The organism is Micromonospora sp. DT178 (genome assembly GCF_049841695.1).
In the GTDB taxonomy this organism is placed as follows: domain Bacteria; phylum Actinomycetota; class Actinomycetes; order Mycobacteriales; family Micromonosporaceae; genus Micromonospora.
Map to the genome: position 1 here is coordinate 251,398 of NZ_JBNCKV010000004.1, position 21,775 is coordinate 273,172.

Annotated in this window: 15 protein-coding genes and 2 pseudogenes; 12 read left to right on the top strand and 5 right to left on the bottom strand. The window is 66.5% G+C overall.

The window, feature by feature from the left end; translation table 11 throughout:
- Positions 1-139: 139 nt before the first annotated feature.
- Positions 140-1,690 (top strand): 4-hydroxyphenylacetate 3-hydroxylase family protein, encoded by a 1,551-nt coding sequence (locus ACLQ22_RS09815; protein ID WP_425692147.1) that lies wholly within the window; start codon positions 140-142, stop codon positions 1,688-1,690.
- Positions 1,691-2,028: 338 nt separating this feature from the next.
- A complete protein-coding gene (locus tag ACLQ22_RS09820) occupies positions 2,029-3,018 on the top strand; it encodes an LLM class F420-dependent oxidoreductase (protein ID WP_425691988.1) in 990 nt (329 codons plus the stop codon).
- A gap of 488 nt (positions 3,019-3,506) precedes the next feature.
- Here ACLQ22_RS09820 and ACLQ22_RS09825 read toward each other — a convergent pair whose 3' ends face one another.
- Both ACLQ22_RS09825 and ACLQ22_RS09830 read right to left on the bottom strand, forming a co-directional pair.
- Positions 3,507-3,992 (bottom strand): hypothetical protein, encoded by a 486-nt coding sequence (locus tag ACLQ22_RS09825; RefSeq protein WP_425691989.1) that lies wholly within the window; start codon positions 3,990-3,992, stop codon positions 3,507-3,509.
- A 144-nt stretch (positions 3,993-4,136) separates the two neighbouring features.
- The gene (locus tag ACLQ22_RS09830; RefSeq protein WP_425691990.1) at positions 4,137-5,333 is read right to left on the bottom strand and encodes an MFS transporter; all 1,197 of its coding nucleotides are present in this window, start codon (positions 5,331-5,333) and stop codon (positions 4,137-4,139) included.
- Positions 5,334-5,776: 443 nt separating this feature from the next.
- Between ACLQ22_RS09830 and ACLQ22_RS09835 the strand changes: the two are divergent.
- The 4 genes and pseudogenes from ACLQ22_RS09835 to ACLQ22_RS09850 all read left to right on the top strand — a co-directional run.
- Positions 5,777-6,415 (top strand): annotated as a pseudogene (locus ACLQ22_RS09835) (transposase family protein); the annotation flags it as partial.
- 231 nt (positions 6,416-6,646) lie between these two features.
- Positions 6,647-7,369, top strand: coding sequence for a hypothetical protein (locus ACLQ22_RS09840; RefSeq protein WP_425692157.1), 723 nt, complete (start codon positions 6,647-6,649; stop codon positions 7,367-7,369).
- 427 nt (positions 7,370-7,796) lie between these two features.
- Positions 7,797-8,360 (top strand): dihydrofolate reductase family protein, encoded by a 564-nt coding sequence (locus ACLQ22_RS09845; RefSeq protein WP_425691991.1) that lies wholly within the window; start codon positions 7,797-7,799, stop codon positions 8,358-8,360.
- A 516-nt stretch (positions 8,361-8,876) separates the two neighbouring features.
- A complete protein-coding gene (locus ACLQ22_RS09850; protein WP_425691992.1) occupies positions 8,877-9,371 on the top strand; it encodes a class I SAM-dependent methyltransferase in 495 nt (164 codons plus the stop codon).
- A 49-nt stretch (positions 9,372-9,420) separates the two neighbouring features.
- On the opposite strand, the gene ACLQ22_RS09855 is transcribed toward ACLQ22_RS09850, so the two are convergent.
- Entirely contained in the window at positions 9,421-10,608 is a 1,188-nt protein-coding gene (locus tag ACLQ22_RS09855; RefSeq protein ID WP_425691993.1) for an acyltransferase family protein, read from the bottom strand.
- Positions 10,609-11,560: 952 nt separating this feature from the next.
- On the bottom strand, positions 11,561-12,796 hold the full coding sequence (locus ACLQ22_RS09860; protein ID WP_425691994.1) for an acyl-CoA dehydrogenase family protein: 1,236 nt from the start codon (positions 12,794-12,796) through the stop codon (positions 11,561-11,563).
- Positions 12,797-13,079: 283 nt separating this feature from the next.
- Between ACLQ22_RS09860 and ACLQ22_RS09865 the strand changes: the two genes are divergently transcribed.
- From ACLQ22_RS09865 to ACLQ22_RS09880, 4 genes and pseudogenes are all read left to right on the top strand, one after another.
- A complete protein-coding gene (locus ACLQ22_RS09865) occupies positions 13,080-14,858 on the top strand; it encodes an amino acid adenylation domain-containing protein (protein WP_425691995.1) in 1,779 nt (592 codons plus the stop codon).
- Positions 14,845-16,215 (top strand): condensation domain-containing protein, encoded by a 1,371-nt coding sequence (locus ACLQ22_RS09870; protein ID WP_425691996.1) that lies wholly within the window; start codon positions 14,845-14,847, stop codon positions 16,213-16,215. Before ACLQ22_RS09865 ends, ACLQ22_RS09870 begins: the two co-directional genes overlap by 14 nt.
- A gap of 375 nt (positions 16,216-16,590) precedes the next feature.
- Positions 16,591-16,794 (top strand): MbtH family protein, encoded by a 204-nt coding sequence (locus ACLQ22_RS09875; protein WP_425691997.1) that lies wholly within the window; start codon positions 16,591-16,593, stop codon positions 16,792-16,794.
- Positions 16,795-17,230: 436 nt separating this feature from the next.
- A pseudogene (locus ACLQ22_RS09880) lies at positions 17,231-17,380 on the top strand (transposase); the annotation flags it as partial.
- A gap of 273 nt (positions 17,381-17,653) precedes the next feature.
- On the opposite strand, the gene ACLQ22_RS09885 reads toward ACLQ22_RS09880, so the two are convergent.
- Positions 17,654-19,015, bottom strand: coding sequence for a cytochrome P450 (locus ACLQ22_RS09885; RefSeq protein ID WP_425691998.1), 1,362 nt, complete (start codon positions 19,013-19,015; stop codon positions 17,654-17,656).
- 302 nt (positions 19,016-19,317) lie between these two features.
- On the opposite strand from ACLQ22_RS09885, the gene ACLQ22_RS09890 reads away from it, so the two are divergent.
- Both ACLQ22_RS09890 and ACLQ22_RS09895 read left to right on the top strand, forming a co-directional pair.
- Positions 19,318-19,827, top strand: coding sequence for a DinB family protein (locus ACLQ22_RS09890; RefSeq protein WP_425691999.1), 510 nt, complete (start codon positions 19,318-19,320; stop codon positions 19,825-19,827).
- A gap of 601 nt (positions 19,828-20,428) precedes the next feature.
- The gene (locus ACLQ22_RS09895) at positions 20,429-21,661 is read left to right on the top strand and encodes an RCC1 domain-containing protein (RefSeq protein ID WP_425692000.1); all 1,233 of its coding nucleotides are present in this window, start codon (positions 20,429-20,431) and stop codon (positions 21,659-21,661) included.
- Positions 21,662-21,775: the final 114 nt, after the last annotated feature.

Below are 21,775 nucleotides of genomic sequence, written 5' to 3' on the forward strand. Positions count from 1 at the left end.
GAGCTGTTCCGTCTCGCCTGTCGATTCGAGAAGGCGCACGTCGAGTGCAGCAGCCGCCCAATATGAGCAGCGTTCTCACGCCCTGATGCTCACTCGTCGATCGCCTACTCGGAGGAACGATATCGTGGATCCGAAGAACATGAATGAACCGCGGAAGACACGGCCGATGACTGGCGCCGAGTACATCGAAAGTCTGCGTGACGACCGGTGTCTCTATCTCTACGGTGATCGCGTGAAGGATGTGACCAGTCATCCTGCCTTCTACAATCCAGTACGGATGACCGCGCGGCTTTACGACGCATTGCACGACCCAGGCATGCGCAACGTGCTCACATCGCCCACCGACACGGGCAGTGACGGTTTTACCCACAAGTTCTTCACCACGCCGCACACGGCGGAGGACCTGGTCGAACACCAGAAGGCCATCGCCGCGTGGGCCCGGATGAGCTACGGCTGGATGGGGCGCAGCCCCGACTACAAGGCGGCCTTCCTCGGTACGCTCGGCGCAAACGCGGACTTCTACAAGCCGTTCGACGAGAATGCGCGGCGGTGGTACGCGGAGTCCCAGGAGAAGGTCCTTTACTGGAATCACGCGATCGCGCATCCGCCGGTCGACCGGAATCGCCCTCCGGACGAGGTGGGTGATGTCTTCGTACACGTGGAAAAGGAGACGGACGCCGGACTCGTCGTGAGCGGAGCGAAGATGGTCGCCACCGGCTCGGCGCTCACGCACTACAACTTCATCGCGCACTACGGCCTGCCGGTCAAGGACAAGAAGTTCGCGCTCGTGGCGACTGTCCCGATGGGAGCGCCGGGGCTGAAACTGATCTGTCGGCCGTCCTACACAGCCAGTGCGGCTTTGATGGGAAGCCCCTTCGACTACCCGCTCTCCTCACGGCTGGACGAGAACGACACCGTCCTCGTGCTGGACAAGGTGCTCATCCCGTGGGAGAACGTATTTATCTATGGCAATATCGGTAAGGTTCAGTTGTTCACCAGCCGATCGGGCTTTTCCGAGCGTTTCACGTTCCAGGGCTGCACCCGCTTGGCGGTGAAACTCGAGTTCATCGCCGGCCTGCTCGCGAAGGCGGTGGAGCTCACCGGAGTCAAGGATTTCCGTGGCGTGCAGACACGGATCGGTGAGGTGCTGGCCTGGCGCAATCTTTTCTGGGCGTTCTCAGACGCGGCGGCCCGCAACCCGGTGCCTTGGCATAACGGCGCGGTCCTGCCCAATCCTCGGTACGGTCTGGCATATCGGTGGTTCATGCAGATCGGCTACCCCCGAATCAAGGAGATAGTCCACCAGGACATCGCGAGCGGCCTGATCTACATCAACTCCAGCGCCGAAGACTTCAAGAACCCGGAGATCCGGCCGTACCTGGACCAGTATCTCCGCGGCTCCGACGGCAGCGACGCGGTCGAGCGCATCAAGCTCATGAAACTGTTGTGGGACGCCGTCGGCACCGAGTTCGGCGGGCGCCACGAACTGTACGAACGCAACTACGCGGGCAACCACGAGAGCACCCGGATCGAGCTGCTCTCGGCGCAGCTCGCGAGCGGTGAGATCGATGACTACAAGGCCTTCGCGGACGAATGCCTCTCCGAATACGACCTGGACGGCTGGACGGTGCCCGACCTGTCCGCGTTCGAGGAGCTCCACGAGGTGCGGGACCGGACGCTGAACGGGTGATGGCGGCCGGGGTTTCTGGTGCACTCGTACGCACACCTACCTACCACGGTTGAACCCGCGTGTCGCCCGATTAGCCAGCTCAACCACGTCCACACGCGACTTTGCCGGAGCCCTGCCGGGGCCGCGGATCCGTTCTGCACTCAACGCTTGCGCGGAGCACGACAGCGCCTACACCAGGAGCGGGTGCCCAGTTCGCGGCGGCGCGCCGAAAGCAGACCAACCAGGAGCCACGTCAGTTCGCGCGGCACATCCAGAATCGAGGGACAGGCAATGATGGAGCCGTAGCACCCAACACGCTGGGAGAAGAATTCGGGTAGGCCGATCGATAGGGTCTGGATATGCGATTTGGTGTCCTCTTACCTCAGGGCTGCAACCTCGACCTTGTCGATATACCGGTGACCGAGCAGTGGTCCACGATCCGTGACATCGCCCAGGCCGCTGATGCCGGGCCGTACGAGTCGATCTGGGTCAGCGACCACTTCCACACCGTGCCGGCACCGAGCAATGAGTCGACCTTCGAAGCGTGGTCGATGATGGCCGCGTTCGCGGCCTGCACGTCCAGGGTGCGGCTCGGGCAGTTGTGCACGTGCATGGGCTTCCGAAATCCGGCGTACCTGGCCAAGATGGCGGCCTGCATCGACGTGATGAGCGGCGGCCGGTTGGAGATGGGCGTCGGCGCGGGCTGGTTCGAGGACGAATGGCGTGGCTATGGCTACGGCTTCCCCAGTGCCGCCGATCGGCTCGGCATGCTCGATGAAGGCGTGCAAATCATGCGACAGCTGTGGACGACCGGCACGGCCACCCTGGCGGGACGCCACTATCAGGTTGATCGCGCGATCAGCCGGCCACTTCCGATGCAGGATAGCGGGATTCCGCTGTGGATCGGGGGCGCCGGGGAGAAGAAGACGCTGCGGACAGCGGCGAAGTACGCGCAGTATACGAACTTCGGGGCGACGACCCTGGACGTATTCGTGCACAAGTCCCAGATCTTGGCCCAGCACTGTAAGGACGTGGGCACCGACTTCGACGCGATCACACGGTCGGCCTTCTTCCTCGTGACCATCGGCGAGACCGAGAAGGACGTCGCTGACAAGATGGCGAGGTTGAAATCCCACTACAAGCCGCTGATGCCGGCCGATGCGCTCGAGCCCTGGCTGGGCGAATTCGCCCGCGGCCTCGTCGGCACGCCCGAGCAGATCGTCGAGCGGCTGACCGAGGCCGCTCAAGCCGGGGTCGGCTATGTGATCGTCTACTTCGCGGACGCCGCCTATGACCGGACGAGCATGGACCTGTTCGCCAGCAAGGTGATCCCGGAGTTGCTCGGTTAGCGGACTGTCGATCACGCGTGCTCTACTTGTCAGATGGCGCTGACCGTATTGGCCACTCAGGGGACAATAACGGAATCTGGACGACCTCCCGAGCACGCCGGCCTCGTCGGTGTCAGGCACACCGATCAACTGAGACCCTTGGTGGATTTCCTCTGGGGTAAGAGGAACAGTCAACCAAGGCTTCGTTCATGATCAGCCGGGTGACGCCACCAAGAGTCACGCCAGACTTACCGGAAAGGGGTGCCCTCGGCGTCGCCGTGGGCCTTGCGCCAGGGCCCCGGCAAAGTCGTCAGGTGATGCCGAGTAGGGCCAGCAGGCGGGTGCTGTCGCAGGCGGATGTCGGTTGGCGGCGGCGATGTTGGTGACCCCGGTCAGGCGCAGGGCGCCGATGGCGGCGTTGCGGAGGGCGGCCATGACTTCGGGTCCGGTGCCGGTGCGGATCTGGGATCGGTCTTCGTCGTAGGTGACCCCCGTACCAGTGGATCTTGTTATCGATGTTCCAGTGGCCGCGGATCCACGCGGCCAGTTGTGCCGGTTTCGCTTGGTGCACGCGCAGGTCGGTGATGGCGTAGACGGCCTCGGCGGTGAAGCGCTTTCGGCTGGTCCAGGCGCCGTCTGCGGCGGCGGGTCCGCAATGCTTGGGCGGCGTGGGCGAAGTCGATGCCGGTGGAGATCGTCAGGGCCTTGAGGGCGCGGATCTCGCGGCGGCTGTGTCCGCGGTCGGTGTCGCGGAAGGCGTCCGGGACCGCTTGCCAGGGCAGGCCGGCAAGTTGGCGGTGCAGGTTCGGCTGGTTGCCTTTGACGGTCAGGCTCCTGTGCGCGCCGCGTTCGGCGAGGTGGTCGAAGCGCTCACGCTGGCAGTGCAGCGCCACCTGGGCGATTGGCTTGTTCGTCTCGCGGACGATCCGGGCAGCTCCCTCACGGAACTCCCGTCGAACCGCCGCCTCTTCTCCGGCATGGCACATGATCCTCATAGTCCATGCCTCCACGGTCGTGGGGGACCCTCATGCATGAGAGGTTCCCCCACGATCGTGGGGGAACCTCTCATCCTGGAAACGGCCTCATAACCGTGATCGCGTCACCGGAGCGTGCCATTCTTGTCGGATCACCTCACTCAGCTACGCTGGCGCGGCCTCACGAGTCGGCGAATCCTCCGATGCGGGCCTGGTCCGCTCGCCCCACCGTGCCACGGCCGGCGCCAGCAGGCCCACCAGGGCGAAGAACACGCCGATCCCGATCAGACCTGGCCTGCCGAGGGTCAGGATGAAGCTGAGGAACAGCAACGGGGCAAACGCCTCGCCGATGCCGGCGCCGATTCCGAGGAAGCCCATGTACTGGCCCTGTGCGTGCGCCGGCGGCAGACCGAAGTTGAGGGCGAACGAGCCCGCCATGTACCACAGTTCGCCGTAGGTGTGCACCAAGACGGCCGCTACCAGGAGTATCACCGCGGCCCAGCCGGGCAGTCCGTTCGCAAAGCCCATCGCGGAGCAGCTGACCAGGAGGATCACTCCGGCGCGCCGGATCGCGACGCCGCCTTGTCGGATCGTCTGCACCTTGTTGCCGACGCGGACCATGAACAAGACGATCAAGGTGTTGTTGATTAGGTAGAACACCGCAACCGTCCAGGTTGGAGCCTTCGTGGCGTCGACCACCCACAACGGCAACAACATATTGATCATGAAGAGCTGGAGGTTCATGGCGCCGGCCACCGCCGTGTACGCGACGAAGGGCCGGTCGGCCAACACGCCCCAGCGTGACGCGGTGGCCGGCTTCGGCAGTGGCGCGTAGTCCGGCAGCCGGGTGAAAACCAGCAAGGCGACCAGGAAGCTGAGCGCGTCGAGAGCGATCATCACCTGATACGCGGTAGGAGTGCCGATCTGGATCACGACGGCACACCCGGCAGTTCCCAGGCCCATGGCGACGAACTGGATCGCGTGCATCCGAGAGCGGAAGCTGACCGCGTCATCGCCGGCCACCCGGCGCAGGAGCGATTCGGATGCCGCTACGGACGCCTTCATCGCCAGCATGTCGAGGGTTGCCGCGATGACAAGTTCGGTGAAATTGTCAATGAAAATGAAGTAGGTAGCCGTGCATGCCTGGATCACCAGCATGACCTTGACCGTCTTCACCGGACTCCACCGGTCGGCCAGGTTGCCGACCGGGACGCCGCTGACCAGGCTAATGGCGACACCGATGGTGAGGGCGGCTCCCACCTGCGAAGCGGGCAGTCCCACGATCCGGGTGAAATACAGGCTCATGCTCACGACCAGCAACCCGAAACCAAACATGTTGATAAAGGTCGCCAGCGCGTACACTCGCTTTGGTCCAGCCTCGGGGATAAGGGACCTGAGTTCCCCGATTGGGTTAAACTTCGGCATGCAGAACCACCATTCCTCGCCGTCCGCCAGCGGATACTACCTTGTCGGAGCCGACGATACTACAGTTTCGGAGTCGAACTCCCGGCGCAACTCCCAGATTGCTCTCCTTCGGATAAACGAGACGTGCTCCTGTTTCCATCTGCTCCATGGCGTCGGACTTCCCCGGGCAAGCCCCTGACCTGGGCAACAAGACAAAGAAGAGTCGCTGGGTTCTTGTCGGTTGACCTACCGGCCGAGCGGTGACTTACGATGCTGAGCCTTCTTAATCGCGATCAAGGACGGTTGACCAGGCAGGCGGCATCGGCGTGTCGATGCTCCGGATAGGAGAAGCTGCCGGTAGGACAGCAGTCGACCAAGGCGCACTTCCCACGGGAGCTTCGTTGCTGACCTGTCCTGTCGGCATCCCGCTGTCCACGCGCAGCCTGACCCGCCTGACGAGCTGATTCGCGACCGGCGCCGCGCGGTCGGGGGCCGCTGGCGATGGTTGCCTACGCAGTGGCAGGCGCTGATGGCTTTGGGCACAACTGCGCAACGGCGACACCTCCACCCGCCTCGCGGCCGGCTTCGAGGTGTCGGTCAGCACCGTGTGGTGCTACCTACGCGAGGCAGTCGACCTGCTCGCCGCCTGCGTCCACGGCCTCGCCACCGCGATGTGCCGGGCTGCCCGGCTTGCGTACGCCATCCTCGACGGCACGCTGATCCCGATCGACCGGGCGCCGACCAACGCCCTACTGCTCGGGCAGACACAAGCGCCACGGGGTGGACGTACAGGTCCTGGCCGATGCCGCCGGGCGGCTGGTCTGGGCGTCTCCTGCACTGCCCGGCGCGGTACACGATCTCACCGCCGCCCGCACCCACAGCCTGATCGACACGCTGACCAGCGCAAACGTGCGTACCTTCGCGGACAAGGGCTATCAGGGAAGGTCCTGGTCAAGCCGCGTTGCTGTCCCCGCCGCGCGACGGCGATCGCGCAGGCCATCGTCGTCCTGCACCACGCCCAGACCAGCCCTTGCTCAGGATGGAGATGGCTCGCTGTTGTGGTTGGGGCTCCTTGTGCGGATGCGACGACAGCGCTCCTGCTGACTCGGGCGGGGCATCGAGTGCTCCTGCTGGATCGCGAAGCTCCCGAGCGACACCCTGTCTACGTCGTACATCTGTCAGCCCGGCTGGAGCGACTCGCCCGTTGGGCCTCCTGGTCCTGGTGCTTCAGTCGGGCTGCCCGCTGTTGCGGGCCATCTACCCACCGGTACGTGCTCGACGCGATTCTGGCCGAGGCTGCCGCGGCAGCCGGTGCCGAGGTGCCCGACGGGACCGCGGTGACCGGCCTGACCATCGATGGCAAGCGGGTAACCGGCGTCCGTTACACGACAGCGGAGGGCGAGGCGACCGAGCGGGCCGACCTCATGGTCGGCCGATGGATTGCCCTCAACACTGACGAGACCGGTGGACGCGCCTTGTATGCCGAGCGTCCCAGACTCGCCTGCACCTATTACCCCTACTGGGTGGACGTGCCGATCGACTTCGAGATCTATGAACGCCCCGGCAGCTGGTGGCCCCGCTTCGCACGCACGACGATTTCCACGCTCGCGGACGAGTACATGCCGCAGGCACGATTCGCGCACGTCCGACGCGACGCCAAGGCTGCATCTCTAGCCGGCATCGCGGCCACCGCGGCGGCTCTGTGGCAGCGGTTCAGGGTCAGTCCCGGACGCCATACGCCACGGATCCGCGGTCACTGGTCCACCGAGATCAAGGTCCACCGGGTCCACGACGTCACCTACGACGACGAGCCATCCCAGATCCGCACCGGCACCGGACCCCAAGTCACGGCCGCCCTCCGCAACGCCGCCATCAGCGCACCCCGCACCGCCGGCATCACCAACAACGCCGCCACCAACCGCCACCACGCCCGCGGCAACCACCCGCCCACTGGCACCACTCGGCATCACCTGACGACTTTGCCCGGCCCCTGACTGCAGCCCTGTCTACAGGTCCCAAGCCCTGGAAACACGCGCCAATAACACCGGTCAGGCTGCACCCGACCCGTCTCGGACCACCACTGGGGCACCGGCACACACCGTCCGCGACTGCCCCGACTGTGGTCAACCCATCGCCGTCGTCGCCCCGGCCCGACCGCCGCACGACATCCGATAAACCCCAAACCGCACACACACCACCGGATAGACTCAACCCACGCAAGTGGGAATTTTGCGGAGTAACTACGGTTCACCTACCGGCCTCATCAACGAGGCTGACGGGCGAGGCGACCGGAGATCCCCCAGTGGCTTCCCGAACATCTGGCGCACCCAGCGAGGAGGGTCGGCGCCAAGCGTGCACCGAGCTGGACGGCACGCTGATGAATGTCCGGGCTGCCGCAGCTGATCATCGAGAGGTAGAGGCATGGCAAAGCTGATTTACGTGACGAACGTGTCGCTTGACGGCTACATCGAGGACGAACGCGGCGCCTTCGACATGTTCCCAATCGACGACGAGGTATTCGCGTACCACACCGACCTCGTGCGGTCGGTGGACACGTTTCTCTACGGGCGGCGACTGTACGAAGCGATGGCCGTCTGGGAGACCGACGCCGCTCTGGCCGCGAACTCCGACCTCATGGCCGACTTCGCGAACGCCTGGCAGGCGGCGAGCAAGGTCGTCTACTCCGAGAACCTTCCCGCAGCGTCAACTGCCGACACCCGACTCGAACGCCGTTTCGACCCCGCCGCGATACACGAACTGAAGGCCACGGCCAGCGGCGATCTCCACGTAGGAGGTGCCAACCTCGCGACGCAGGCTTTCAAGGCCGGGCTGGTCGACGAGTGCCAGCTGTTCATCCTGCCCGTTGTCGTCGGCGGGGGCAAGCCAGGGCTGCCGACCGGCATGCGTGAGAACCTCGAGCTCCTCGATGAGCGCCGATTTCGAAACGGCGTCGTTCACCTCCGCTACCGCTCTCTCGGGCAGTGACCGACAGCCTGTCCGATCGCCGACGGCACCTGCATGACAGGCGGAGCGCTGACGACTGATTCGGCCGGATGAGGTCGCCCATCACGAACTCGGGCTCCGGTCAAGTCGCAGTGTGCGGAGACATCAACCGCCGTGTCGGGACGACGGTGGCGGCAGCGAACCTCAGTCGGGGGTACGCCCCGAGAACTACACCCTTCGGATGTCCGTCGGGCATGCCAGCCGCACGCTGGTCGACCGCTTCCGACGCAACCGCTCATCGGCAGACCAATGCACACTGGGCTGTCGATGCTCAGGCGGGATCACGGTGCTCAACGGGGCAGTCAGGCTCGGCGGACCGTTCATGGTGACCGCGCCGTGAGCACGTACCCGGGTCTCGATCAATCCGGCCGCGATGACCGACATTCGAAGCCTGAGGCGGGTGGGCATCCAACCGGGGCTGGCGGGTGTTCGACGCTGGCTGCGGAAACGGCGGGTTCCTGCCATAGGTCGCCCAGCTGACCGGGGCCCAGCGGTCGCGTGCACGCGTCGACCTCGCGTCGGAGCACGTCACGCTCGCGTTCGAGCGGGCGGGACTCCTGGCGGGCCCGGTCGAGATCCGCGAGGGGCGCCCCGCTCGCGCTGCCGTACCCGGACGCCTCGTTCGACGCCCTCTGGTGCGCCAACGCGGTCCAGTACCTCTCCCACGAAGACCTGTCACGCGCTCTGGCCGAGATGGTCCGCGTCGTCCGCCCCGGCGGCCTGGTCGCGGTCAAGGAGTTCGGCGTCGGCCCGATCACCATCCGGCCCGGGCCGGGGATTCTGGTCTCCGACTTCTTCCGGGCCGCGGGGCACCAAGCCGGGGTACGCCGAGCAGCTGCTGCGCGGCGCCGGCTCGGCAGGCGGCGGGGCCGGGGATGGACGTGGACGCCTGGAGCGCCCTCGCCGACCCCGACCACCCCGCCAACCCGCTCAACGACCCGGCGAGCGTACGTTTTCGAGAGCCTCACGCTCGCCACCGGCACCCGCCCCTGAGGAGCCGCGCGCCACTCCCGCAGTAACCAGGCAGGCGATCACCGGTCGCCTACGAAGTTCCTGCTGGCCGGGCCCGCCTCGGACGGGCCCACCGCCGCATCGCCGGGCGCTCCACCAGCGCATACAAGAGCCATGCGACGAGCACACAAGCCAGATAGGCGCCGACGAGGAACGCGATCGCGGCCACGGTACCGAACGGGCGTGACGTGAACATCCCGCCCAGGCCCCATTGGTGGTTGAACGCAGCTTGCAGCGAGAAGAACACGGTGATGTGGACGAGGTAAAAGGCATAGGAGATCTCGCCCAGGAAGACCATGCCGCGGGTGTTGAACAGCGTCCGGCGCCCGGCGAGGTCCGCCGCGGCCGCGCCGGTGATCACCAGGGCGAGCGGTATGATGAATACCGCCTGGTATCCCTCCTCGTACAGTTTGAGCGGCAGCGTCGCCACGTACGCCACCACCAGCAGCACCACGATGTACAGCGGCCGCACGCCTCGCCAGCGGCCCGTCATCAGGATCTTGGCCATGATCATTCCGGCCAGGAACTCGAACACTCGCGTGACCGGGAGATAGTAGAGGAACCACAGCTGGGGCCAGGAAAGCGAGGCGGAGACGGGGGTCGACGGGCTGTCGGGCAGGAACAGCCGCGAGACCACCGGCATGAGCAGAGCGGCCACGGCCACCAGCCCCGCGTACAGCCACAGTCGGCTGGGCCGGATTCGGTTGACCAGGATCAGGAGGAGCGGGAAGCACAGGTAGAACAGCAACTCAACCGACAGCGTCCACGTCGGTGGGTTTATCGCGAATAGTTGGTAGTTGAAGTCCGGCACCCATGCCTGCAGGAGGGGGAGGCTGACCACCGCTTGGGGCCACGGGATGGCGCGCCCGGCCACAAACATCAGGAGCAGCAGGATGGCATACACCACGAGGTGGCTCGGGAAGATCTTGAAGAATCGCCGCCGGTAGTACTGTTTCACGTTGTCGTGTGGCTTGGCCGACCAGGTCAGGATGAAGCCGCTCAGCACGAAGAAGTACATGATGCTCATGGGGCCCAGGTTGCGGGCGAGCGCATTGTAGGCATTCTGGATGCCCTGGTCGGAGAACAGCGGCTGGTACATCGCGTGGTGGATGTACACCAGGGTCGCGGCCACGGTCCGCAGCGCCGTCAGGGAAGGGAGTCTGGTGCCGGAGGGCGCGGGGAGCACCGTTGCTCTGTCAACCTCTTCTTGCGCTGTCATCGGCGGCTGTCCTTTCGCTCGGCACCGAGGATCCCATGGGTCCCGTGGCGAACGCGTCTTCGGAAATGCGAACATCCAGGCGCTCAGGGGAGGACCCCGGACGGCCGCGGCCGCTCGGCGACGAGTCAGGTGGGCCAATGCTGGCCGGCGATCCGACAGGCCCGGCACTCGCTGACCCCGAACATCGCCCGCAGCCGCTGGCTCGCGGAGGGCTGGGGCTTTTCAGGAAGTCGGCCTGCATCCGACATTCCCGATTCTCCCGCTCGAGCTCACAAACCGAGCCCGGTCGCTCAACTTCAGCGGCACAGGTAGTAGCGCCGCGACGATCGCCCGGAGTGCTTTCTGGGCCAACGCGACCTCGCGGTGACGTTGGGGCTGCGGTGCGACGAGCGTAGGGCTCGATCCGGCTGCGTCCGACGTGGCCCCGGAGGTGTGGCAGGCGACGTTCGCGATGCGGAGGAGCGGCGGTGCCTGCTGGCTGTGAGCGTGCACTGCACGTCGAAGTTCAACGAAGCCATGCCCGACGCACCCGCCGTCGCGACGCTGACCGGCCGACTCGCGGACCTGTCCCCCGCAGTCCGGGAGCAGCGCGCTCGTCAGTGAACCACTCCGCGCACCCCAATGTGGAGAGCTCAGTTGAACGTACCGGGCTTCCACGCCGATGAGGCGCAGGTTGACCGCCTATGACTCATAGGCCGGCTCGACGATGATGACATTGGACAGTTTCTCAGCCACCACGAGAAGAGTGGCCAGTATTCCCTCGGTTTCCCCGCACACCACCCGGACCAGCGTTTCCAGGGTCGCAGGGCGTCGGCATACCCCATCGGCGCTGCTCAAACTCACTGACTGCCTGGCGGAACCGCGTGCTGCCGTGAGGGGGCGTGCACCGGTTGTCGTTGGATCGAATGGCCGAGGCGGCGGCCTGTTCTGGATTGGCCGTGCGGCAGCGGCGCTAGCGCATCCGCGTCCGGGTGAGTTCCCGCACGGCCACCGTCGGCAGCAGGATCGAGATGCCGCCGTGGCTACGCAGCATGGACATGTCGCGCCACACCCGCTCAAGGCGCTCGCCGTGCCGGATCGAACTTGCGCCGGCCGTCGGCATCAGGTAATTCGCCACCGCCTCCCAGCATAGCTGGATCACGTGTCGGCAGATTGCCGAGATCCGCAGGTCCAATTCCCTGGTGACCGCTGCGGGGCCGGTAGAGCTAGCGTCGTGCCATTGCTTGACGGCGTTCAGCAGTGCGGCCTCTGCGGTACCAATGATCCCGACGGCGTCGCCATACCAGAACTGGTAGTCGGGATCGTTATGACGGCGCACGATTGGCGGCACCAGGGTCGATCGACTCCGCAGGAGGCCTTCGTAGATGTCAAGGGCTCCCTGCGCGATGCCCACGGCCAGGGCCGCGTTACACAAATTCGTGAAGGAGAGCGGCCCGCCGCCATACTCCGGATTGCCGTGCAGAACCCGGCCTGGCGTGCCCGCAGAGACGTCGGCCTCCATGATCTGCACACCGGGGAGGGCAAGGTAGTCAGGGATGTAGGCGTTTTCCATGGTGATGCTGTGCGACCCACTGCCTCGCAGGCCCAACTGCTGGCCCCAGTCGTCCAACCGCGTCCACTGACTGCGCGGCGCGACGAAGAACAAGGGCGTCGGAGGCGCCCCGTCTTCTCCAGAGATCAGGGCATGTCCCAGGAAGTGGGTTCCATAAGGAGCCCCGGAACAGTAAGGCCACTTGCCACTGATCGTCCAGCCGCCGTCCGCGGTTCGCACAGCGGATCCACTGGGGACGGCGGTGCCGGGGCAGATGAAGTCGCCGACGCCGAACACTTCCGATTGAGCCTGCTCACCGAACATCGTGGCCACAATGTGCGTGTGCATGGCCCCGAGGGTGTACATCCAGCCGGTCGACGGGCATCCACGCAGCAGGGTCGCGGAGACGCGCACGAAGGTCTCGAGGCCGAACTCGTACCCGCCGTAACGACGGGGCTGCAGAATACGGTAGAAGCCGTTGCGTGCGAATTTCTCGTGGATGTCCTCGGCGTAGAAGCTACGTTCCTCGACCTCTGCCTGGCGGTCGATGAGTTCGGGGACCATTGCCTCGGCTCTCGCCAAAACCTGCTCTGCGGTGAGGTCAGGCTCGGCCGGAGCAGGGAAGTCGTGTTCGGCGGTGTTGCTGATTCGTGTCACGGTGCACGATCCTTCCGGCTGCTGACGGTTCTCCCGATCAGATGTAGGGCGTGTTGGAGTCCAGTCCGCAGACGATCCGTTTCGCCGAGATGGAACTGATACCGCTTCGACGGCCTCGTAGAGTATTCCAAATCCTTAGCGCTGCCACGTCTTTCAGATTGCTGATTACCTCGATGGGCACGGCGGGCCACAGCGCAGTCCTGAAGGCGCAATCGAACAGCGTCGGCGGTACGTTCCATGAATGAGGTCTGGTCTGCGAACTAGTGGACGGAGATGAGGCGGCATGGGTTCCAAGTCCATCCAGGAGCAGTTCGCCAGGCAAGTAGCCCAGACGCCCGACGCGCCGGCGGTGTCCGGGGGCAGAGTGCGGCTGACCTATCGGCAGCTCGATGAGCGCGCCAACCGTCTGGCGCATCAGCTGATCAGTCTCGGCGTCCGGCCCGGAGAGCCGGTCGCGGTACTGATCACGCGGTCACCTGAGCTGGTCGTGGCGACACTGGGCGTGCTCAAGGCGGGTGCGGTCTACATGCCGTTGCACAACGCCCATCCGTTGGAGGCCAAGCAGCGGTTCATGGACAACGCCGGTCGGCCGGTGCTGCTGACCGACGAGGAAGCCCGCCGCGCGGGCCTACCGGCCAGCAAACGGACGGTGCTCGTCGACTCAGCCTCCGCGCAGCAGGAACGGTCGGTCGTCGGCCCGAACATCGACGCACGATCCGAAGACTTGGCGTGCATCATCCACACCTCGGGGTCGGAGGGCTTGCCGCGCGGCGTCTGCGTGACACACCGGGGCGTGCTGAGCGTCGCCTTGGACTCGTGCTGGGACACCAGCAGCCAGGACCGAGTGCTCATGGTGGCGCCGTATGCAGCCGCGGTGTCGACCTACGAGCTCTGGGTTCCGCTGCTGCGTGGTGGTCACCTGGTCCTGGCGCCGCCCGGTCGCCTGGATCTCGGCACTCTCCGGCGACTGATTCGGGACAACGAGATCACCGCCGTCCAGCTCACCAGCGGCCTGTTCCGGGTGCTCGCCGACAAGGCGCCGGACTGCCTTGCAACCGTTGGTGAAGTCTCGACCGGTGGCGATGTCATCTCGCCGAGCGCCGTCGAGCGAGTGCTGAAGGCGTGCCCTGACATCACGGTGCGTCCGACCTACGGGGCGAGCGAGGTTACGTTGTTCGCCACGACCACAACGGTAACCGCGCCGTTCGTTCCCTCAACGAGGGTGCCCGTCGGCCGCCCGATGGACAACGTCGAGCTGTATGTACTCGACGAGCGGCTCCGCCCGGTCGGCACCGGCCAGGTCGGGGAGCTCTACATCGCGGGTGAACGCCTGGCGCGCGGCTACCTGGGCCGACCAGGCCTGACCGCCGAGCGCTTCGTGGCGAACCGGTTCAGCGGTCCCGGGAGGCGGATGTACCGGTCCGGCGACCTGGTCCGCTGGACCACCGACAACATGATCGAGTTTGTCGGTCGAGCAAACGACCAGGTGAAGATCCGCGGATTCAGGGTCGGGATCGCCGAGGTCGAAGCAGCCCTCACCACCTACCCGGAGATCTCCGAGGCGATCGTCGTGGCCCGGCAGGACGAGGACGGCCACCACTCCCTTGTCGGGTATGTCGTTGGCGGGACTGACGCGGTGGACATCACCGCGCTCCGGAAGCATGCGGAAAAGGTGCTGCCCGACTACATGATCCCCGCCGCGTTCGTCGTGCTCGACTCACTCCCGCTCACGCCCAATGGCAAGGTGGACCGTCGGGCGTTGCCCGAGCCGGTGCTCGCCGGCTCGTCGACCTACCAGCCCCCCAGCACGGCACAGCAGGAAACCCTGTGCTCCGCCTTCGCCAACGCCTTGGGCGTGGCAGAGGTAGGAGTCAACGACAGCTTCTTCGAACTCGGTGGGCAGTCGCTGAGCGGGATCCGGCTGATTCAGACGGTCAACGAGGCACTCAGTGTGGAACTCACGCTCGATCACTTGTTTGAGTTTCCCACGGTCACCGAGCTCGACCAGTACCTCCTGGAACAGGCGGAACCAATTGATAGGAGCCAGGATGAGCCCAACTAAGGTCACCGGCATCGACGCGACCGAGACGCTCCCGCTGTCGCTCAATCATGAGTTTGTCGACGCATTTGATCACGGCAGTGACGACGGGCCATTCGGTTTCCGGTACCACGTGGTGGATGCGTGGCGGGTCACGGGCGGGCCGATCGACGTCGCTGCCCTGCGCGACGCTCTGCAAGACGTCGTCAAGCGCCACGAGGCGCTCCGGACGCGAATCGTCGGCGCGGCGGGGAAGCGAAGCCAGGAGATCTCGCCACCTGGTCCGGTGAGCGTAGAGATCCGCGATTTTCCGGAGACGCCTGAGGCATCGCGCGCGGCGCGGGCCGAGGCGCTGCGGCGGGAAGTCGAGAAGGAGACGATGGGGGCGGACGAGACGCCCGCCCTGCGTGCCGTGCTGGGCAGGTTCGACGACCAGGACGCGGTCTTGGCGCTGATGATCCATCACATCGTCTCGGACGGAATGTCCATGGAGGTGGTCATCCGAGACCTGGCCAACCGGTACGCCGCGAGGACAGGTCACACCGTCCCGGACCTGCCGAAAGCACCGCAGTACCGCGAATTCTCCGACTGGCAGCTTACCGGGGCCGGTGCGGGCACTGAAGCGGCGCGGGAATACTGGCGCCGCAAGCTGGACGGCGCTCTGTTCACGGCGCTCCCCACGGACATCCCGCGTTCCGCGAACCTTCCCGAGTCGACCGCAGCCCATCGCTTTCTGATACCGAACGAGGTGATCTCGAACATCGACCAGATGGCCAGAGCCTACCGCACCACGCGGTTCATGGCGCTGGTCGCGATGTACCAGCTGCTCGTGCATCGGCTGACCGGCGCCACGGACGTGGTCATCGCGACGTTCACTCCGGGGCGTGGCGGGCAGCTGTTCGAGGACACCGTCGGCCCGATTTTCAACTTCCTGCCACTTCGCACTGACATTGCCGGGTGCGCATCATTCGGAGAATTGCTCGGAAGGACCCGACGCACCTGCCTCGAAGCATTCAAGCACGAAATCCCGACCCTTCACATATTCGGGCAGGCCCCGGAGCTGATGCGACCGGCCGCTTCCGACACCGCGGCCGCGGCCGTTTTCCAGGCTCTGCCCGATCAGAAGCAGTACGTCGAGGCACCAGGAGAGCTGAGGTATGCCCGGATACCGCGGATGATGGGCCCACAGTCGCAGAAGTCTTCCGTGCCGGATGGCGCACTGTGGACCCTGACCAGGGAGCCGTCGGGCGACTCTTCCGGCTGCCTTGACTACAAGCGAAACCTGTTCCGCGAGGAGACCATCGTCTCGATGGCCGCGAACTTCGAAGAGATAGCACGGAACTTCAGCTCCTCGCCCGAAGCGTCGCTGGGGCTGACCTGACGCTGATCGCGCACAATGCCGCCGAGCGCGCAGGTCTGCCGATGTCGGGCAGGCCTGCGCGCAGGATCTGCGCGAGACTCCGGCGCGGGTGACGACCCACCTGCCGGCTGGCCGCGAGACCGCCTACCTCACCAGGCCCACACCGGCACCGGACCCGCCGTCATCGCCACGACTCCGTAACACCGCTATCGGCTTACCACCGCACCAACGGCGACACCAACATCGCCCGCGCCACCCGACGCGCCAACACCGCCCACACGACCTCGTTCACGCCTCGACCAGCAGCAACCCGAGAACGCGATCACCTGCCCTGACGGTCTGGACACGGCGCGGACGACGCGTCCGTATCCGCTCAGCGACAATGGAAGGAATGTCATGACCAACCCATTCGAAGACGAGAACGCCAGCTACCTGGTGCTGGTCAACGACGAGAACCAGCACTCGCTGTGGCCGGCAGACATCGAGGTGCCCGAGGGCTGGCGAACCGTGGTTGATGCCAGTTCCCGTGAGGAGTGCCTGGCGTACGTGGAGGAGAACTGGACGGACATGCGCCCGACCAGCCTCGTCAACGGCTACTGAGGCGGCTGGCCTGACATCGGCGCGACGCTCGTCATGCCGTGGGCGCTGTTGTCGGCCTGCAACGAGCTGCACCGCAGGCTCCGCTGCCTGGGCGAACGCACCGACGCACTCGGGGCCCCGGCAGAGTCGTCAGGTGATGCCGAGTAGGGCCAGTGGGCGGGTGTTGTCGCGGGCGTGGTGGCGGTTGGCGGCGCGCAGGCGATCTGCTGGCCGTGATCGCGGACCTGCGGGTCGTCGACGTGTCGGGCTGACGTGGAAAGGGGGCCTTCAGGTACGAGCACTGGTGACGAAGCTCTGCCCGTACTTCGGAAGCCAACCATGTCTTTGTAGCTTGTTGCCGGTCATGGCGCAGCTACGTCGCGGCTCGCCGGGCGGAATAATGTCCACGGCCCGTCCTCGCCAGGACCCGTCGGACACCAGCCTGCGCGAGCAGATCCGCCACGACGAAGGTCGTCATGCCGAGCCGTCGGTGGCGATCCTGGATTCCCAGTCGGTGCGCACGGCCGAGACCGTTGCAACCGGCAGCCGCGGCTACGACGCCGGGAAGAATGTCAATGGGCGCAAGCGGCACATCGCCGCTGCCACGTAGATGGGGCGTCGAGAGAACCTTGGCCTGGATCAACAGATGTAGACGCACCACCCGCGACTGTGAAGGCACCACGCCGCCATGCTCCAGTGGTCCATGGTGATGGTCATGACCCGACGCCTGGCCCGCAACCGGCGCCGCCCACTGCGAACTCGAACCGCAGGATCGGAGTCCTTCAACAGGCTCCGAGAAGAAGCTTCATGAAGTTCTCTCCCCTGGAGCCACCGCGGACTCTTCACCGCTCGTGCGCCCCTCGCTCCGGCGCCCCGGGAATCACCAGGTCACGGGCAGCTCGTACATACCGTAGACGGCCGCCTCGCGCGCGAAGCGGATCTGGTCCAGATCGACGGCCAGTCGCATGTCCGGAATCCGGCGCAGCAGCGTCTCGAGGACGGTCTCCATCTGAATCCTGACCACGTGCTGCCCGAGACACCGGTGCAGTCCATGGCCGAACGACACGTTGCCGGAGTTGCTCCGGCGCAGGTCGAGCGAATCGGGGTCATCGAACCACTGCGGATCGAAGTTCGCCGTCGGCAGGTAGACCAGCACGGCCTCGCCGGTCTTGATCTGCTGTCCCCCGATCTCGGTGTCGCCGATGGCGACCCTGGGCAGTCCGGTGTGGAAGTTGGTGCTGTAGCGAAGCAGTTCCCCCAGGCCGCCCGCGATCAGACTCGGGTTGTCGCGCAGCAACGCCAGCTGGTCCGGGTTGAAGAACAGGGCGGCCAGGCCGAGGGAGACCCCGTGCACCGCCGGTTCGTACCCGGCGACGATCATCACCCGGGTCATGCCGATGATGTCGTCCCGGGTGAGCTCGCCGTTCGCCTCCTGCTGCGTGATGAGGCGGCTGAGCAGGTCGCGGCCGGGATTCGCGGCCTTGGCCTCGAGGATTCCGGTGATGAAACTGGTCAGCTCGTCGCTCGCGACATCGAGCTTGTCCTGGCCGACGTAGTGGTCGGCAAACGTCGAGGCGACCCGCTGGAAGAAGTCCTCCTCGTACGGAATGTCCAGGACCAGGCACATCACCTGCGCCGCGAGCGGCTCGGCCAGTTCGCCGACCAGGTCGGCGGGCGGCGACTTCGCCAGCATCTCGTCCACCAGCCGGTCGACGATCTGCTGGATCTGCGGCCGCCACCGGGCCGCCGATCGCTGCGTGAAGTCGGCGTTGACCATGGCGCGCTGCCGGGTGTGTTCGGGCGGATCCATTCGGGCGAATGTCGGGTTGTTGTCCGTGAGCGTCTCCGACCCGCGACTCAACAACGGGAAGCCCGGCCTGCGGTTGTCCGCGCTGAGCCGCTCGTCCGCGAGCGCGGCACGGACGTCGTCCCGCCGGGTGATGAACCAGGCCTTGCTGCCGTCCCACATGTTGACCTGGCTGACTGGACTCTCGTCGCGGAGCATCTGGTACTTGACCGGCGGGTGGAACGGTGACTTGCCGTCGCGCTCGGCACGGTAGTCGAAGATGTCGGTCACGTCGGTTCCTCTGCCCTCGCTCATGCCCAGCTCCATTCGCTCGCTTTTCGTGAACGGGAAAGCGTCGCCGCACATCCGCTCGCATCGATCAGCGTGGCCGCCGGAGCCTTTCGTCCGCATCTCCGCGCTTGCGGGGCGCCCATCGACGGCACGGCCCTCGAGCACGCGGTAACGACATTCACGTCCGCCGGCGCCGCCGGGAGAATCCTGGCGGCGCAGGCCGTTACTGCCCGGGCTTTCGATCGGACCGGGTGGGAAATATGCAGTGGGCCGTACCGCGCCGGCCGCACCGCGCCCTCCCCGCCGTCCTGGGCGAACCGCCGGACCGACCGCCCGACCGGGTGAGCCCGGACTGTGGCGGCTGTCGGCGGCGCTGGCCGCCACGTTTTCGGGCGGGTCCCTCCCCGACCGCCGCGCAGCGCCCGTGGGGGCATGACGGCGGAGGGCAACGCCGCTAGCCTCGACCTGTGGACCGGTGCGACGAGTGCGGCTTCGACTATGCCGGCGTCTCCGCCGACGAACTACCGCCGCTCCTGCGCACGCTCGGCGAGCGGTACGCAGCCGCCCTCGCCGAGGTGCGGCAGGTGCGCCGGCGACCGGCCGAGGGGGTGTGGTCGCCGCTGGAGTACACCTGCCACGTCCGCGACGTACTCGGCGTGCAGGCCGAACGCCTCGCGCTGGCGCTGCGCGTCGAGGAGCCGGAGTTCGCCCCGATGGGGCGCGACGAGCGCGCCGTGGCGGAGGCGTACAACGAGCAGGATCCCGCGACCGTGCTGGCGGCGCTGGGCGTGGCCGCCGACGACCTGGCCGCCCGGTTCGGCGTGCTCGGTCCTGCGGAACTCGCCCGCGCCGGGGTCTACCCGTGGCCGCGACCGCAGGCCCGCACACTGCTGTGGCTCGGCCGACACACCATCCACGAGGGCGAACACCACCTGCTCGACATCCGCCGCGCCGCGCGATCGGAGGCAGCCCACTAGGTCAATGAGACTGCGTCGTCAACGCAGCAAATTCAGCACAGCCCCTGACCTCGGTGTCCACCGTTTTGGCTCCCCTAGCCACGTTTACTGCCCTGTGGTAACAGGCTCGCACAACACCTGGGCAGGGATGAAGCGCTCACCGGACGCACAATCGATGGGATGCGCCTGTCGAGTGCAGGCGATTCGCCCTGCTCGAAAGCACAAGTGCCACGGCGTGAACCTGCTCGGCCCGAAGGCCGACTTCGAAGGTTGGCGAGGGTCCGAAGATCGGCCTGGCGGGCGCCGTTGAACACCGAGCCGATGGTGGGACGACTTGCTCCCGCCAGCTTGGCCCCAGCTCGCGATTGCCGACCGACGTCAGACAGCCGGGGGACCGATGATTCGCTCGACCGACTCCGGCACCCCCTCGATGTCCTCGGCCGCTACCCCACCAGGAGCGCCGGGCGTCCAGGGAGCGGCGAGTCGGCAGAATCCCGAGCGAGTGGAACTGACGTAAGTCAATGTAAGGTTTTATCGATGTGAAGTGATGGGTCGCTGGCGACCTGTCGGGGCAACGCCGCCTCCACCCTACGAAACCGACGATGCCTAGGGAGAACAGAGCATGAACGCACATCGGGAGGGGCGGCTACGGACGCGATGGCGGCGGGCAGCCCGAACCGCCGTCGTGGCGGCGGCCTCCATCGGGATCACCGTCCTGGCCATCGGGTTCACGGCGGGTGCGGCGACGGCGGGCGTCAGCTCTGCCGACCGGGGCACACCGGACGCCTCGCTCGCCGTCGGGCCGGTGTCCCGGGTCGCCGCAGGCGATCTGCACACCTGCGTGATCCGCACCGACGGAGCACTCTGGTGCTGGGGCAACAACTTCTACGGCCAGCTCGGCGACGGGACCACGACGGAACGGACCGCTCCGGTCCGGATCGGCGACGCCACCACCTGGGCGCGTATCGACGCCAGCATGAGCACCACCTGCGCGGTACGCACGGACGGAACGCTGTGGTGCTGGGGCAGCAACCACAACGGGCAGCTCGGCGACGGGACGACCACGAAACGGAGCAGCCCCGTACGGATCGGCGACGGCACCACCTGGGCCAGCGTCAGCACCGCCGCCAATCACACCTGCGCCGTCCAGACCACCGGCACCCTGTGGTGCTGGGGCCTGAACCGCCACGGGCAGCTCGGCACCGGCGCGACCCCCCATCTGGCGACCGCCCCGGTGCAGGTCGGCACGGCGACCACCTGGGCGAGCGTCACGACCGGGTACGCGCACACCTGCGCCACCCGCACCGACCGGACCCTGTGGTGCTGGGGCAGCAGTTCGGACGGGCAGCTCGGTCTCGGCATCCGGGACTACCGGGCGACACCGACGCAGGTGGGCACCGCGACCACGTGGACCGGTGTGACGGCCGGATACGTGCACACCTGCGCGGTCCGCGCCGACGGGACGCTGTGGTGCTGGGGCGAGAACGGGTACGGCCAGGTGGGCGGGGGCGTCGGCTTCCAGACCACCCCACTCCAGGTCGGCACCGCCACCACCTGGGCGAGGGTCGAGACGAGCATCGACTCGTCGTGCGCGACGCGCACCGACGGCAGCCTGTGGTGCTGGGGCAACAACGCGTCCGGGCAGCTCGGCGACGGCACCACCACCCACCGGTCGACCCCGACCCGGGTCGGTAGCGCCACCACCTGGACGGACAGCCTCGCCGCGTCCCACCACGCCTGCGCGATGCCCACCGACGGCAGCCTGTGGTGCTGGGGCGACAACTCGTTCGGGCAGCTCGGCGACGGCACCACCACCCACCGGTCGACCCCGGCGCAGGTGGCCCTGCCGGGCTGACCGCCACCGGTGCCGTCGGTCCGCGCCGCTGCCGCATCGGCGACGGCGCGGACCGACGGCACCGCACCATCCGCCGGTATCGCGCAGTGAAGTCCGGGAGAGCGACCGCACGTT

Excerpts from the sequence above, each read along its gene's own strand:
- ACLQ22_RS09815 (WP_425692147.1), top strand. The coding sequence starts at position 140 with ATGAATGAACCGCGGAAGACACGGCCGATGACTGGCGCCGAGTACATC.
- ACLQ22_RS09855 (WP_425691993.1), bottom strand. The coding sequence starts at position 10,608 with ATGACAGCGCAAGAAGAGGTTGACAGAGCAACGGTGCTCCCCGCGCCC.
- ACLQ22_RS09895 (WP_425692000.1), top strand. The coding sequence starts at position 20,429 with ATGAACGCACATCGGGAGGGGCGGCTACGGACGCGATGGCGGCGGGCA.
- ACLQ22_RS09845 (WP_425691991.1), top strand. The coding sequence starts at position 7,797 with ATGGCAAAGCTGATTTACGTGACGAACGTGTCGCTTGACGGCTACATC.
- ACLQ22_RS09875 (WP_425691997.1), top strand. The coding sequence starts at position 16,591 with ATGACCAACCCATTCGAAGACGAGAACGCCAGCTACCTGGTGCTGGTC.
- ACLQ22_RS09870 (WP_425691996.1), top strand. The coding sequence starts at position 14,845 with ATGAGCCCAACTAAGGTCACCGGCATCGACGCGACCGAGACGCTCCCG.
- ACLQ22_RS09825 (WP_425691989.1), bottom strand. The coding sequence starts at position 3,992 with ATGAGGATCATGTGCCATGCCGGAGAAGAGGCGGCGGTTCGACGGGAG.
- ACLQ22_RS09865 (WP_425691995.1), top strand. The coding sequence starts at position 13,080 with ATGGGTTCCAAGTCCATCCAGGAGCAGTTCGCCAGGCAAGTAGCCCAG.
- ACLQ22_RS09820 (WP_425691988.1), top strand. The coding sequence starts at position 2,029 with ATGCGATTTGGTGTCCTCTTACCTCAGGGCTGCAACCTCGACCTTGTC.